This is a genomic window from Maribacter confluentis, assembly GCF_030505015.1.
In the GTDB taxonomy this organism is placed as follows: Bacteria; Bacteroidota; Bacteroidia; order Flavobacteriales; family Flavobacteriaceae; genus Maribacter; species Maribacter sedimenticola.
Genome location: NZ_JAUKUC010000001.1, coordinates 3703405 through 3718838, shown reverse-complemented (window position 1 = coordinate 3718838; position 15434 = coordinate 3703405). Strand labels below are relative to the sequence as shown.

The window sequence follows — 15434 nt, the reverse complement described above, 5'->3', positions numbered from 1 at the left end:
ACTTTATACAGATATGTATAGAGCAATTCATTTACCGATTGTATTGGTTCTTTTTTTAAGCATCAATTTATCATGCGCCTCTAAAAATGAAATTGGAGCCGCGCCAAATTCCAACCAAGAACAATCCACCTCCACACCTACCGGCACCAATGAGGTGAATGAAAAAGAGTCTTTTGTATCCCTTCATGGACAATTGCGCGTAGAAGGTAATAAAATTGTGGATGAGTATGGAAATGCCGTACAATTAAGAGGCATGTCTTTTTTCTGGAGTCAATGGATGGGCAAATACTATACTCCCGAAACTGTTTCATGGTTAAAGGAAGATTGGCAATGTACCGTGGTAAGGGCTGCAATGGGCATTGAAGATTCTGAAGGCTATATAACCAATCCACAAGCCGAAAAAGACAAAATTTTTACCATTATAGATGCAGCAATAGCCAATGGAATCTATGTTATTGTAGATTGGCATAGTCATCATGCAGAGGATTATGAAGATGAGGCCAAACTATTTTTTACCGAAATAGCACAGAAATATGGAGCCCGCCCAAATATAATTTATGAACTGTACAATGAACCCTTGGACGTTTCTTGGATTAATGTTCTTAAGCCATATCATGAAGCGGTCATAACGGAAATAAGAAAATATGATCCGGATAATATTGTCATCTGCGGTACCAGAAATTGGTCACAACAGGTAAATGAAGTCATAGGCAATGAAATTGAAGATGATAATGTAGCCTACACATTGCACTACTATGCCTCATCGCATAAACAGGACTTACGTGATATAGCCCAAAGCGCGCTGGACAATGATATTGCCTTATTTGTTACGGAGTTCGGCACTACGGATTATTCGGGTGATGGATTTATTGATGTACAAGAAACCAATACCTGGTGGAAGTTTTTAGATGACAATGCTATTTCCTGGTGCAATTGGTCTATAGCGGATAAAAACGAAAATTCTGCAGCATTACAGCCAAATGCAAGTACCAGTGGTCAATGGCCAGATAGTGCAATTACCCAAAGTGGCCGGTTAGTACGTGAAGAATTAAGAAATAAAAATCCTAAGTTTCAATAACCCTTTAAAAGATTTTCTTTTGGTTTATCTATGATCTATGGGGTACGCCGTAAGATTTCCTGTAAAAATTTCCAAAACTTCTGAACCGAACCAATATGAACACGTTCATCTGGGGAATGCGCCCCTAAAATGGTAGGCCCAAAACTAATCATATCAATCTCTGGGTAATTCTGTCCTAAAATACCACATTCCAAACCTGCATGGCAGGCTACCACCCTAGGCTCATGCTGAAATAAATTGGTATATGTCTCTTTTGCTATAGCCAATATGCGTGAATTTGGATTAGGGTTCCAACCAGGGTAGGAACCACTGTAGGCTACTTCAAATCCAGCCAATTCAAAAACCGAACGCAAGGAATTTGCCAAATCCAATTTAGCGGAATCCACAGATGAACGCGTTAAACAGCCCACCAAGATTTCACCATCCTTGACCATTACCTTGGCTATGTTATTGGAAGTTTCCACCAATCCTTCTATTGTGGCACTCATGGCGTAAACTCCATTGGTTGCTCCATATAATGCTTTTATCAATTTTCCCTGCGCACCAAGGCCCATGACCATTTTGGCCGGCTTAACTTCCGCAAGGGATATTTCCAATTCAGGTTCCTGGGCAAGTAACTCGTTTTTGATTGCTTTTGAAATTTCATTGAATTTTGCAGTAAAGTCGCCAACGGGCTTTTTACCAATATTTAAAATACACGTACTTTCCCTTGGTATTGCATTACGTAAACTTCCTCCTTCTAAATATGCAATACGCATATTATAAGGCAAAACTACGTACAATAGGCGGTTCATAATTTTATTGGCGTTGCCCAACCCCTTTACTATATCCATTCCACTATGTCCACCCTTAAGACCTTTAACAGAAATTTGATAGCCAATATCTCCGTGCACACTAGATTTTTGATTGTAGTTTCTGGTTGCCGTAACATCTATACCTCCGGCACAACCAATATCTATCTCATCATCTTCTTCCGTATCAAGGTTTAATAGAATTTCACCTTTTAGGACACCACCTTTTAATCCAAACGCTCCGGTCATTCCCGTTTCCTCATCTATGGTAAATAAGGCTTCCAGAGGCGGATGTTCAATAGTATTGCTCTCCAGTAAGGCCATTATAGCGGCAACGCCCATTCCATTATCCGCTCCTAGTGTGGTTCCCTTGGCTTTTACCCATTCTTGGTCAATGAACATTTCTATACCTTGGGTTTCAAAATTAAATTGGGTATCGGTATTTTTCTGATGCACCATATCCAAATGGCTTTGTAGGGTAACCATTTTCCTATTCTCAAACCCCAAAGTAGCGGGTTTTCTAATGATCACGTTACCAATTTCATCCGAGAAGGTTTCCAGCCCCAATTGTTTGCCAAAATCTATCATAAAGGCAATGACCTGTTCCTCTTTCTTGGAAGCTCTGGGCACCGCATTCAGATTTGCAAAATTTCTCCAGACGGATTTTGGTTCCAATTGATCAATATTCATATTATTTGTTCATAGTTAGTGATGGCAAAAATACTGATAGAAAAAGGATTTCGCTATTTTTGAATCAATGAAGATATCGTTTAAAGATGCCGTAGCCATTTCGCTTATTCCCCAAATAATCATTATAAAATGGTTAGGGAAACACACACAATGGATAGAGATGTATTACAGTAAAGGTATATATCCGTTTGTTTCCAAAATCTTCAGGACCCTATTTGGTTGGATACCTTTTTCCGTTGGCGACATTATATATTTTGCCTTAATTTTTAGTGCCCTCTATTATTTAATCCGATACTTTTCCCATATCAAAACACACAAACTTGCATTTTTAAGAGATGTAGCCATGGTACTTTCAATTGCGTATTTTACCTTTCATTTAATGTGGGGACTAAATTATTACAGGGAACCCTTGTCTACATCCTTAAATTTGACCGAAACCAAGGATTACCAACAGTTGGTCACTTTTACCCAGCAATTAGTAGAAAAAACCAACCAAGCACAGATCAACATTACCAAAGACTCAACAATAGCGGTCAATGTACTCTATACCCATCAGCAAATGTTTGAAAAAACCTTGGAAGGTTATGAAAATTTGGCAACCCTTCACCCTATCTTAAATTATACGACGCCCAGCATTAAAACATCCTTGTTCAGTACCGGGCTGACCTATATGGGTTATGCAGGATACCTAAACCCTTTCACCAATGAGGCACAAGTTAACCGCCTTCTGCCCAATTTTAGGTTTCCTATTGTTGCCGGTCACGAAATAGGACATCAATTGGGATACTCTGCTGAAAACGAGACCAATTTTATAGGATACTTGGTCACGGCCAAAAATAAAGACCCCTATTTTCAATATGCCGCTTATGCATATGCACTAGGATATTGTTTAAACGATGTTAGGCACGGTGACATTGAAGTGTTCAATGAATTACTGTTAGGACTAAACCCAGGCGTAAAAACTAATTTTCAAGAGATGGCGGTTTTTTGGAACTCCTATGAAAACCCGCTGGAGCCAATGTTTAAATCTGTATTCAACACATTTCTAAAAGCCAATAATCAGGCACAAGGCATAAAGAGTTACAATGCTGTGGTAGCTTTATTGATTGCGTATCATAAAGAGCATCCTTTATAAATTTTCGCACGTTGTAAAATCCGTAATTACAATCATAAAAACCAAGCCATCGTTCAATAATTTAAGATTAAAATACAGATTTCCAATTTTGGCTTGGACAACTGTTAAACAAAAGTGAAAAATACGGCATATGCTATTGAATCCCAGTATTTTTAAACAACTAATTCAAACTAACTAAAATGAAAAAACTGACGTTGGCCCTATGCCTTTTTTGGTGTAGCACATCTTTATTTGCACAAGAGTATTTTCCGGAAAATGCGGGAGTAAAAGCAAATAACAATAATTACACTGCTTTTACGAATGCGAAGATTTATGTTTCTCCCACGGAAATTATCGAAAAAGGAACCTTACTTATTCAACATGGAAAAATTGTAAATGCGGCAGCATCCGTAAACCTTCCAAAAAACACGGTCGTCATTGATGTCAAGGGTAAGTCCATTTACCCTTCTTTTATCGATGTATATTCAGAATTTGGTGTAGAACAACCCAAAAGAAAACCGGGCGGCGGTCGCTCTGCCCAATATGAACCTTCTAGGGAAGGTTATTATTGGAACGACCATATCATGCCGGAAAATAAGGCAATTGCTAAATTTTCTTATGATGACAAAAAAGCCAAAGAATTACGTGAAGCTGGTTTTGGTGTGGTAAACAGTCATATCCAAGATGGAATAGCACGTGGAACCGGCGTACTAATTGCACTTAATTCAGAAGGTACGGATGCCAACAGAATTCTTGAGGACGAATCCGCACAATATTTTTCATTAAAGAAAAGTATATTGAAAAGACAATCTTATCCCGGTTCCTTAATGGGAACCTTGGCCCTATTGCGACAAATGTATAGTGATGCCGATTGGTATGCCAATGGAAATGCCTCTACTACGGACCTTTCATTAGAAGCATTGAACGCCAATAAAAGTCTGGTACAGATATTTGAGGCAAAGGATAAGGGTAATGATTTACGGGCAGATAAAATTGGTGATGCCAATGGTATACAATACACCATTCTTGGTGGTGGAAACGAATTTGAACGCATAGCGGAGATAAAGGCGACCAATGCTAAATATATCATTCCAATAAATTTTCCTGATGCCTATGATGTTTCTGACCCTTATGCAGAAGGCTATGTTTCCTTAAGTGATATGCGCTATTGGAACCAAGCACCTGCCAACCCCAAAATTCTGTCAGAAAACGGAGTTGTGTTTTCATTAACATTGCATGATTTAAAGTCCCCTGCAAAATTTAAGGAAAAACTGGCAAAGGCTATTGAATATGGATTGCCAAAAACAAAGGCATTAGAAGCCCTGACTACCGTTCCAGCACAAATCTTAGGGAAATCCAACATCATAGGATCCTTGAAAAAAGGTTCATTGGCCAATTTTTTGATTACTTCCGGAGATGTATTTGAATCTTCCACCACATTGTACGAAAATTGGGTACAGGGTACTAAAAATGTAATCAATGATATGGATATTAAGGACATTCGTGGAGATTACGATATGGTGGTCCAGGGCAAAACTTATACTATGTCCGTTACGGGTGAACTGTCAAAACCAAAAGTTGAAGTAAAACAGGATACCGTAAAGTTAAGTTCAAAAATTTCCTATGACAATGACTGGGTAAATGTTTCCTTTACCACCAAAGAGGAAGATACGTTTAGAATGACCGGTGCCGTACTACCTACGACCGATAATCTTTCCGGTAGATTAATATTACCAAACGGTACACAGACCCAGTTTACGGCCAACAAGACAAAATCCTTTGAGGAAAAAAATGATAAAGATTCCCCAGCAGAAGAATCCGTAAAAATTATGCCCGTAACTTTTCCCAATGTAGGTTATGGTTTTGCTGTTAAACCTCAACAGGAAACAATGTTGTTCAAGAACGCAACGGTTTGGACCAGTGAAGATGCAGGCATTCTAGAAAATACAGATGTACTTATTAAAAATGGTAAGATCACTAAAATTGGGAAAGATTTAAGTGCCGGTGGTGCAAAGGTCATTGATGCTACGGGAAAACATTTGACCGCGGGCATAATAGATGAACATAGCCATATTGCGGCATTGGCAGTAAATGAAGCAGGTCAAAATAGTTCTGCGGAAGTTAAAATGGAAGATGTAGTAGACCCGGAGCATATGGGTATCTATCATTCACTTGCAGGTGGTGTAACCTCGTTACAGTTACTTCATGGCTCCGCCAACCCTATAGGTGGCAGATCGGCCATATTAAAATTAAAATGGGGTGAAGAGGCAGACGGTCTCATCTATGATAATTCACCCAAATTTATAAAGTTTGCCTTGGGTGAAAACGTAAAACAAAGCAATTGGCAAAGTTATTCCCGTTTTCCACAGACACGTATGGGTGTAGAACAAATGTTGATGAATTATTTTCAGCGTGCCAAGGAATATGATACAAAAAAGAAAAGCGGTGTACCGTATCGTTATGATGAGGAAATGGAAGTCTTGGCAGAAATCATCAATGGGGAACGTTTTATCTCTTGCCACTCTTATGTACAGAGCGAAATTAATATGATGATGAAGGTTGCTGAACATTTTGGTTTCAAGGTCAATACCTTCACCCATATTCTAGAAGGTTATAAAGTTGCCGATAAAATGGCCGAACATGGCGTGGGCGCAGGTACCTTTAGTGATTGGTGGGCTTATAAATATGAGGTGAACGATGCAATTCCCTATAATGCCGCAATTATGCAAAAGCAAGGTGTAATTACCGCTATTAATAGTGATGATCGTGAAATGATGAGAAGATTAAACCAAGAAGCTGCCAAAACAATCAAATATGGAGGTATGACAGAATTGGAAGCTTGGAAGATGGTAACCATTAATCCTGCAAAACTTTTACACTTGGACAATCGCGTAGGTAGCATTAAAGAAGGCAAGGATGCAGATGTGGTTCTATGGTCCGGTAATCCCTTGTCCGTATATTCCAAAGCAGAAAAAACGATTATTGAAGGAGTTACTTATTTTGATTTGGAAATGGACAAGCAAAAGCGAGATGCTATAAAAAAAGAAAGAAATGAACTGGTGACCATGATGCTCAAGGAAAAAGCGGGCGGTAAGAAAATGCAAGGTCCAAAAAAATCAATAAAAAAGAATTTTACCTGTGAAAGCCTGTAACCATATCATCAGTAAGCAGTATCTAAACTTAAAATCATTAAAATGAAAAAACATATATATATTCTACTGGCCTTGGGAATCTTCTTTCAAACCACGGCACAACAGACACCGGCTCCCAAGCAAACGGAAGCCATAACTATAGAAGGCGCTACTGCCCATTTAGGAAACGGAGAAGTCATTGAAAGTTCCCTAATCATGTTTGAGGATGGTAAAATTACTTTTGTAGGCGACTCCAAGATGAGGATTGCCCGTAAAGGAAAAATTATAGATGCAACCGGAAAACACGTCTACCCCGGTTTTATTGCTCCTGGAAAAACCTTGGGGTTAGTGGAAATTGATGCCGTAAGGGCCACTAATGACAAGGACGAGTTAGGGGAACTCATTCCACATGTACGCAGTTTAATTGCGTACAATGCCGAATCTAAAGTGGTAGAAAGTATGCGCCCCAATGGAGTACTTTTGGCACAGATTGCACCTGAAGGCGGATTAATATCCGGTACCTCATCCATTGTTCAATTTGATGCCTGGAATTGGGAAGATGCCGCTATTAAAGTAGATGACGGTATACATCTACATTGGCCCAATACGTTTAAACAAGGACGCTGGTGGGCTGGTGAAGAACCTGGTTACCAACCTAACAAGGACTATCCTAAACAAGTGCAAAAAGTAACGGACTTCATGCAAAATGCCATTGTATATGAAGATGGAACAGCCAAGGAAATGAATCCGGCATTTGCTGCCATGAAAGGAGCGTTTGATGGTTCTAAAAAATTATATGTCTATGCAGATGGGGAAAAAGAAATTATAGATGCGATCAATACATTAAAGAACAATAAAGTAAAGGAGATTGTATTAATGGGCGGTTACCATGCCTATAAAATTACCGATTTTCTTAAAAGTCATAATATCCCGGTCATGGTTCAGTACACTCATAATCTGCCCGTATTTGAGGATGATGATTATGACCTACCTTATAAACTTCCAAAACTGTTGGTAGATGCGGGTCTGTTTGTGGCCATACAAAATTCGGATGCGGAAAATTTCCAGACTAGAAATCTACCTTTCTATGCAGGCCAGGTAGTGCAGCAAGGACTTGATAAAGAAGTTGCTGTGCAATTATTAACGGGCAATACAGCAAAAATTTTAGGTATTGATGCTTCTTATGGTACTTTGGAAAATGGCAAAAGTGCCACATTGTTCATATCTGAAGGAGATGCCTTGGATATGGCAGGTAACCAACTTACCCACGCCTTCATAGATGGCAGGTCGGTTTCACTGGAAACACACCAAACTAAACTATGGAAACGGTATTCTGAAAAATACGAAGCTGAATAACGGACAGTATTTAAACATTAAAAGCCCACATGTTATGTGGGCTTTTTTATTGCTCAAATAAATCTTCGGCATTATTTTTTTCCCGAGAGTATCCAACCCAGGTAAGCCATGGGAATATATGCTACTATTAAATCCAGAGCACTAAACCACAAAGGTCCACCCAGCATGGAAATATTAATAGTTCCTCCAATTAAAAAACAAAACCCTACGATCAAGGCCATCAACAATTTTCTGTTTCCGGCCAGTTTGGCCGCAACAAATGCACCAACCAATGTACCTAGCGCATGGGCCAGAAAAGGAAACAGGAAATGCTTTGGTTCAAATAAATGAATGGTAGATTTTAAACCCTCCATTGTTGTTATATCTCCCCCTTCCGGAGGAGGAATGACGGAACCGCTTATCATTACGATGCCCATATTCACTATACTGCCCACTATAAGTCCGGCAACGACCGCTAAAATATTTCTTAAGATGGTATTCATATGTATATATTTATGGTTAATTATTTCGTACTAATAAACGGCACCAATTCTCCTGACCCATACCCTTTCTCTCTTGGTTGCAAACAAATAAATCCGTTAGATTTGGATAGGCTTAACAAATCTCCCGATCCATTTTCACTAATTGGCACTGCATAAATACCCCCTTTTTCTCTTTTTGTACATACTTGAATAAAACGTGTTAAAGGTGGCTTAATATGTATTTCCCCGGAAAGCTTAATATATTGGTTGGCAACTGGGATATTCCAACATTTATGAAGCCAAGGTAAAAAATAGACATGAAAATTGGCAAATGTGGAAACCGGGTTTCCTGGAAAAGAAAATATGACCGTTTTCAGTTCTTTATGCACACCGAACCAAAATGGTTTTCCTGGTCTTTGAGCAACCCTATGAAAAACCTTTTCCACTCCCAGGGTTTCCATTACCTCAGGGATAAAATCAAATTTTCCTTTAGAAACACCCCCACTCAGTAACAACACATCATTTTGTTTCAATGCTGTTTTAAGTGATTTGGACAGTGCCTCCTTATTATCTATAAGATGTAGGGAATTAGTAGGTATAGCCCTTGTTTGCAAAGCGGCCTCCAAGGTTATGGTATTGGATTTCCGTATTTGATGTGGTAACGGTACGGCATCAACCTCTACTAGTTCATTACCTGTAGCTATCGTAGTGATTTTTGGGTTTGCCTTTACCGTTACATATGATTTGCCCACAGTTGCCATTACCCCTATTTCCGCAGCCGTAATCTTAGTACCTATTGTCAATAGAACAGCCCCAGCTTTTTCATCGCTTCCTTTGTAATGTATATTTTGCCCTTTGGAAACCTTTTCATTGATTACCGCTACGTTATCGGTTATGGATATGTGTTCGTACATAATCACCGTATCGGTATTTTGGGGCACCACCGCTCCGGTCATAACTTCTACGCAATTACCCACAGTACGTAACTCCTGCTGTGGTGCACCAGCTGCAGCTACTCCTTCAATTTGCAAGATATGGTCCGTATTAATGTGGTCAGAATAATTAATAGCTATCCCGTCCTTTGTAGCACGGTCAAAAGGTGGAAAATCCCTATCCGCACAAATATCCTCCGCTAAAACCCTCTGCAGGCTTTGCATAAGTGGAACCACTTCAATACCCAATTCCAAAGTATGTTCCAATACATGAGTATAGGCCTGATCAAATGAAATCATATCATAAAGATAAAAATTACCTTAGGAAAAGGTAAGAAATTAAAAGACACCTAGACCATTTACCAATAGCACACGAATACCTACCAACAAAACCAGTAATGACGTAACCCTTTTTATGCCTTTGGCAGATAATTTTTTTAAACTGATGCGAATACCCAACTGCCCCCCTAAAAGAACAGCTATTACCAAGCAAATGGTCTCGCGCCAAGGTAATGATAATGCATTGCTTGTCACTAACCCAAACAAACCGGAAATTGAATTTACCAGAATGAAAAAACTGGCCAATGCCGCAATTTTAATGGCTTTGTCCCATTTTATATGATTTAGTACCGGGGCCAGGAAAATACCCCCACCAATGCCTACCAATCCAGATAGGAAACCAATACCCGATCCAAGTAGGTAGCTTAGATAATTAGGATATGCCTTGGTCTCATCGGTATTGTTAAAATTAAATGTCTGTAACGCCAAAGAAATTGCCGACAGAATTAGCGCACTTCCTAAAATGATAAAAAATATATGTTCTTTTAACCGAAACGAAGCACCTAAAAACGCCAAGGGTATACTTGCGACTACAAAAGGTAGAAAATCCTTTAATTTGGCGTGGCCATTTTTAAAATATAAATAGGTACTTCCAGATACTACTACCAAATTACACACCAAGGCTATTGACCTAATTGCAAAAAAACTGGATAAGAAAAGGGTCAATAATGCTAGATAACTTGAGCCCCCACCAAAACCTACGGAGGAATACAATGTGGCAATCATAAAAAACCCGATACACAAGAGTGCTAATTCATCAATGGGTAAGAGCATATACATCTATATGGTTCATTCCACCCAAAACATTGACAAATTCATTGGATGGAAAAAGTTCACGAAGTAGAGCGATCGCTTTTTTACTACGTACTCCAGACTGGCATATTATATATACAGGTGTTCTCAAATCAATTTCATTTGCCCTTTCCTTAAGCTCACTCAAAGGAATATGTTTTGCCCCAGCTATATATTGTCTTGAAAACTCCTTAATAGTTCTTACATCTACCAATTCTGTACCGCCAGGCGTATATATTTGTTGAAAATTCTTGGCCTCTATGGATGCAATAGGAATTTCACACTCAAATTCATAACTTTTTTCCAACTGTATTAGGCTTTTGTTCTTGGGGTTTAAACTCAAATTCATACGTTGGAAACGTTGGGACAATCCGTCAAACAATAATAGTACTCCAGATAGCACCTCCCCTATTCCAGTAATTATCTTAACGGTTTCCAAGGCCTGTAGATTACCAATTATTCCTGGTACTATACCCAGAACGCCATAATCATTACAGTTGGGTACGGCATCTGCCCCTGGCATTTCCGGAAACAAACAACGATATGTTGGCCCATCCCCATAGTTAAATACACTTACCTGTCCTTCAAAACCATGTAATGCACCGTAAACAAAAGGTTTGTTTAAAATAACACATGCATCATTGATTAAGTACCTTGTAGGAAAGTTATCCGTGGCATCAATGACCACATCATAATCACCAATGATTTGTAAAGCGTTCAAAACAGTTAAAAAAGTTTGATGCACAATGATTTCAGTATTGGTGTTTTGCGCAAGCAATTGGTTTTTGGCGGCCAACACCTTTGGTTGCCCCACCATTTTTTCCGTATATAGGACTTGACGGTGTAAATTTGATAAGGAAACCACATCGTTATCAACAATACCTAAGGTACCAACGCCCATTGCATTTAAATAGGTAAGGACAGGAACCCCCAACCCCCCAGCACCTACAACCAAGACCTTTGCCGAACTTAATTTTTGCTGGCCTTCATTACCAAAACCTTTTAAAGTTGTCTGTCGTAGGTATCTATTATCGTTCATAATCCCAATTTTTGCAATGCCTGGGAATAATCTTCCTTGGAATTTGCATTTAACAACACTTCCTTATTTCTTGGGAACACTAAATGAATATCTGCATTAATTAAAAATTTACGTGGACACGACCCATTTCCATTATTTAGATAGGCAATAGATTGCTCTAAGGATTCCGGTTCCCAAATAGCACACAATGGTTCCGGTAAGGGGTCATCCACATTGGCAAATGCACTTGCTATTTTTTGGGTATTGCGACCTTCAACCAATTCTTGTAGAGCCTTAATATCAATTAACGGAAGATCACATGCCAAAACAAGCCAAGCCACCTCAGGATAGGCCGCGTGGGCAGACAGTAAACCGTTATAAGGGCCCCTATATTCATCTTGATCTATGATCGTTTCAAAGTGCTGGGAAATTTCTTCTTCCTGATTACTACGTATACTTAAAAAGGTACGTTCACAAACTTTACTCAACAAATGATATAAATGTTCCCGTTGTGGGAGCTGGTGGTATGTAATCAACCCCTTATCATTACCCATTCTTGTACTTTTACCCCCAGAAAGTACTAATCCGTATAGCTTAACGTTGGAAATCATGCTTACCTCCAGTTTTTTGTTCCAGTTGAATTGTACCGATGACGATATCCTGTGATAATGCTTTGCACATATCATAAATGGTAAGTGCGGCAATGGATACTCCTGTCAACGCTTCCATTTCCACACCGGTCTTCTCATTACATTTTACGGTACACGTTATTTTAAATTGGTGCTCACCCGGAACTATTTCCACATTTATTTTAGAAAGGTTTATTTGATGGCATAGCGGAATTAGTTCTGCTGTTTTTTTTACCCCTTGAATTCCTGCAATTACCGCCGTTTGTACAATACTCCCTTTTTTACCTACAAAATCCTGGTCTGTCAAGGATTTGAACACTGTATGGGGAAATGTGACCGTACCGGAGGCTACAGCTTGCCTTACAGATGCATCTTTTAGCGAAACATCTACCATGGTAGCATTACCAGATTCGTCTATGTGTGATAACTTTTTTTCCATCATCCTCCTATAGAAGTCATTGAATTACTGAATACATCCTTATACTTTTCTTGCGCCTCAAAACCTGTTTTGGCCCTGCTGCCTACCGCTTGTAAAATTGCGGATTTTATGTTCGCTTCAACATCATCCGCCCGCATGATATCCCTTAAATTGGCACTTGCTTTTGCATATAGACAGGTGATTACGTCACCCGTAGCGGAAATCCGTAACCTGTTACAACTGCCACAAAACGTTCTACTGAACGAAGGAATGACGCCAAAAGTTCCCTTAAAACCGGGGATTTTATAGTTAATGGAGGTAGAAGTTTTAGGGGATTGCAATTTATAATAGCCAGGATGCGCCTCCTTAATATGCGCAAGAATTGCCCTAAAATCCCATTTTATAGACTGAAATTCCTTGGAACCACCATTGAACGGCATTTCCTCTAAAAAACGAACCGACACGTTATAATGTTTGGTAAGTTCTAACATAGGAATAATATCCTCTATATTCTGACCATCCAATGCTATAAAATTTATCCGGACATTGAACCCTTCGGTAATTAGCCGTATCATATTATTATACACTACATCATAATGGTTGCGACGAGTAATACATTCAAAAGTTTCGCGATTGATGGCATCCATACTGACATTTATATTCTTAATGCCCAATTCTTTCAATTCATCTATATATGGACCAATTAAGGTAGCATTGGTGGTCACTGAAATATCTTTTAAACCTTTAAGGGATGCCAGATTGCGTAACAAAACCATTAAATCCTTTCGTACAAAAGGCTCTCCCCCGGTAATACGGATCTTGTCTATACCTTGTGAAACCATAAGGGAACTCAAACGAACCAATTCATCTATCGTGAACAATTTGTCGTTTTTGGCAAAATTGATTCCTTCCTCTGGCATACAATAATTGCACCGCAAATTACATCGGTCCGTAACGGCCAATCGTAAGTAATTAATGGTCCTATTATGATTATCTACTAGCATTTACCTTATTCAAGTTCAACATCAAACACATTTAATCTACTTTCTAAACTTACTCCTTTTAAAACAACCTATGGATGTGCCGAAACCCAGACCGACTTGTTCTTGAATTTCTCCTTTTTCCAAATAGGCACAGTTTCCTTTAGCGTATCTATTAAAAACCTACAAGCTTCAAAACAGGCATCCCTATGAGCAGAAGATGCCCCAACTATTACTACAGGCTCTGCCACTCCTTTCTCCCCCACTGCATGGCGCAGGACCACCTTATTAAGATTCCATTTTTCAATTGCCGTATCGGCAATTTTTTCCATTTCCTTTAAGGCCATGTCTCTGTAGGTTTCGAACTCCAAGGCAATTACCTGTTCTTGGTTTGTAAATTCACGAACCGTACCCACAAAAACGCAAATACCACCGCTTTCAACATGGTTCAATTCGGTATACACCTTTGCGGTATCTATAACATCTACTATTTCTACTACTTTTTTCATTAGCCCCCGCTTACTGGTGGTATTATTGCAATTTCATCATTGCCGCTCAAAGTTACATCATCATTGGCATATTCACTATTAACGGCCACGGCAAGGGTCTTTAATTTTAAAAACTCCGGATAATTCTTAATCAAATCCTTTTTTAACGCGGCAACCGTTGCCGGCTTGGCCTCCTCATCAGAAAACAAGATTTCCGAACTACCAACAATATCCTTGGCTATTCCAAAAAATAATACGTTCATCTGCTTCAAAATTATTAGAATTTCAAGTTAGTTATAAAAACTAAGGTGCCATAAAAATGACACCTTTATTAACTAAATAATAATAATAATAATAATAATAATTTGATTCACAATCAATCCACCACCTTTGCATTGGAAGGTTTGGCAAAAAATGTTGTTGGCTCAGCGCTTTTTAACAGTTTGGCATTTTCAAACTTAACCGTATTCACCCGGTCCTTTACATTATTGTTTTCAGTAGAATACCAGGAAATAGCACTCGGTAAAAGTACCTCTCCTACTTTATTCCAATTTGCATATTCTATCCAGCTGATCTCGTTGGATGGTGCATCGCTAAAATAGGTTACGGTATATCCCAACCATTTCATTTGAAAAGTTTCTGGATCATAGTGTAGAAAATATTCGTCTTTAGATGAGGCACCCACACCGTTGTTAAAAGTAATATGGAATCCCGGATAGGAAACCCCATCCACGACCAATGCAGGTATCTCCTCATAATTAAGCCCTTCATCTGCCAGCACAAAGGGCATGGCATAAAAATAAAACATTAGATTATGATAAAACTTAGGTTTACCCTCATACGAACCGGCCTCATCCATCAACCAAACATCTTTCCCGTCAAAACCTAAACTGTAAGTTTCCGCTATGATTTTATCGGTCCTTCTGTATAGGTCAACTATATGGGTTTCTACACTAGCGGGTTTTGGTAAATCAAAATATAAGGTTTTATACTGTTTCCAATTATCCAACCCACCGTGTGCATTCAATACCTTAAAAAAATCTTGCGGATAGGTATTTAAGGTAATTTGTTCTTCTGTTTGGGCCGCGGTGTCTATAATCTCCTCTTTTTTTGGACCTTCCTTGCACGAAAAGGCAAATGATACTAGCAAGCACCCTAAAATGTATTTCTTCATATTTTCTTAGGTTAATTTGAATTCTCTTGGTCGATATTATTTA

At 38.9% G+C, this 15434-nt stretch carries 15 protein-coding genes; 4 read left to right on the top strand and 11 right to left on the bottom strand.

Annotated elements, in window-relative coordinates; translation table 11 throughout:
* The first annotated feature begins 13 nt into the window (after positions 1 to 13).
* The gene (locus Q2T41_RS16360; protein ID WP_304436952.1) at positions 14 to 1078 is read left to right on the top strand and encodes a glycoside hydrolase family 5 protein; all 1065 of its coding nucleotides are present in this window, start codon (positions 14 to 16) and stop codon (positions 1076 to 1078) included.
* 35 nt (positions 1079 to 1113) lie between these two features.
* On the opposite strand, the gene Q2T41_RS16355 is transcribed toward Q2T41_RS16360, so the two are convergent.
* The gene (locus tag Q2T41_RS16355) at positions 1114 to 2559 is read right to left on the bottom strand and encodes an aminoacyl-histidine dipeptidase (RefSeq protein WP_304436951.1); all 1446 of its coding nucleotides are present in this window, start codon (positions 2557 to 2559) and stop codon (positions 1114 to 1116) included.
* A gap of 67 nt (positions 2560 to 2626) precedes the next feature.
* Between Q2T41_RS16355 and Q2T41_RS16350 the strand changes: the two genes are divergently transcribed.
* The 3 genes from Q2T41_RS16350 to Q2T41_RS16340 all read left to right on the top strand — a co-directional run bounded on the left by Q2T41_RS16350 (position 2627) and on the right by Q2T41_RS16340 (position 8160).
* Entirely contained in the window at positions 2627 to 3694 is a 1068-nt protein-coding gene (locus Q2T41_RS16350) for a DUF3810 domain-containing protein (RefSeq protein ID WP_304436950.1), read from the top strand.
* Positions 3695 to 3873: 179 nt separating this feature from the next.
* A complete protein-coding gene (locus Q2T41_RS16345; RefSeq protein WP_304436949.1) occupies positions 3874 to 6825 on the top strand; it encodes an amidohydrolase family protein in 2952 nt (983 codons plus the stop codon).
* 42 nt (positions 6826 to 6867) lie between these two features.
* A complete protein-coding gene (locus tag Q2T41_RS16340; protein ID WP_304436948.1) occupies positions 6868 to 8160 on the top strand; it encodes an amidohydrolase family protein in 1293 nt (430 codons plus the stop codon).
* Positions 8161 to 8231: 71 nt separating this feature from the next.
* Here the strand turns inward: Q2T41_RS16340 and Q2T41_RS16335 are convergent, their stop codons facing one another.
* The 10 genes from Q2T41_RS16335 to Q2T41_RS16290 all read right to left on the bottom strand — a co-directional run bounded on the left by Q2T41_RS16335 (position 8232) and on the right by Q2T41_RS16290 (position 15391).
* Positions 8232 to 8642: a hypothetical protein gene (locus Q2T41_RS16335; RefSeq protein WP_304436947.1), complete on the bottom strand. Its 411-nt coding sequence runs from the start codon at positions 8640 to 8642 to the stop codon at positions 8232 to 8234.
* Positions 8643 to 8662: 20 nt separating this feature from the next.
* On the bottom strand, positions 8663 to 9853 hold the full coding sequence (locus tag Q2T41_RS16330; RefSeq protein ID WP_304436946.1) for a molybdopterin molybdotransferase MoeA: 1191 nt from the start codon (positions 9851 to 9853) through the stop codon (positions 8663 to 8665).
* A gap of 39 nt (positions 9854 to 9892) precedes the next feature.
* On the bottom strand, positions 9893 to 10666 hold the full coding sequence (locus Q2T41_RS16325; RefSeq protein WP_304436945.1) for a sulfite exporter TauE/SafE family protein: 774 nt from the start codon (positions 10664 to 10666) through the stop codon (positions 9893 to 9895).
* Positions 10650 to 11723 carry a HesA/MoeB/ThiF family protein gene (locus Q2T41_RS16320; RefSeq protein ID WP_304436944.1) on the bottom strand — a complete coding sequence of 358 codons (1074 nt, stop codon included), beginning with the start codon at positions 11721 to 11723 and terminating at the stop codon, positions 10650 to 10652. Before Q2T41_RS16320 ends, Q2T41_RS16325 begins: the two co-directional genes overlap by 17 nt.
* Entirely contained in the window at positions 11720 to 12313 is a 594-nt protein-coding gene (locus Q2T41_RS16315; protein WP_304436943.1) for an NTP transferase domain-containing protein, read from the bottom strand. Before Q2T41_RS16315 ends, Q2T41_RS16320 begins: the two co-directional genes overlap by 4 nt.
* Positions 12297 to 12770 carry a cyclic pyranopterin monophosphate synthase MoaC gene (gene moaC, locus Q2T41_RS16310; RefSeq protein ID WP_304436942.1) on the bottom strand — a complete coding sequence of 158 codons (474 nt, stop codon included), beginning with the start codon at positions 12768 to 12770 and terminating at the stop codon, positions 12297 to 12299. Before moaC ends, Q2T41_RS16315 begins: the two co-directional genes overlap by 17 nt.
* Positions 12770 to 13753 carry a GTP 3',8-cyclase MoaA gene (gene moaA, locus Q2T41_RS16305; protein ID WP_304436941.1) on the bottom strand — a complete coding sequence of 328 codons (984 nt, stop codon included), beginning with the start codon at positions 13751 to 13753 and terminating at the stop codon, positions 12770 to 12772. Before moaA ends, moaC begins: the two co-directional genes overlap by 1 nt.
* Before the next feature lie 68 nt (positions 13754 to 13821).
* Positions 13822 to 14238 carry a molybdenum cofactor biosynthesis protein MoaE gene (locus Q2T41_RS16300; protein ID WP_304436940.1) on the bottom strand — a complete coding sequence of 139 codons (417 nt, stop codon included), beginning with the start codon at positions 14236 to 14238 and terminating at the stop codon, positions 13822 to 13824.
* Complete coding sequence (locus Q2T41_RS16295) at positions 14238 to 14480, bottom strand: MoaD/ThiS family protein (RefSeq protein ID WP_089261832.1); 243 nt, start codon at positions 14478 to 14480, stop codon at positions 14238 to 14240. The genes Q2T41_RS16300 and Q2T41_RS16295 overlap by 1 nt, the downstream gene beginning before the upstream one ends.
* A 113-nt stretch (positions 14481 to 14593) precedes the next feature.
* Positions 14594 to 15391, bottom strand: a complete 798-nt coding sequence (locus tag Q2T41_RS16290; protein ID WP_304436939.1) for a DUF6503 family protein — start codon at positions 15389 to 15391, stop codon at positions 14594 to 14596.
* Positions 15392 to 15434: the final 43 nt, after the last annotated feature.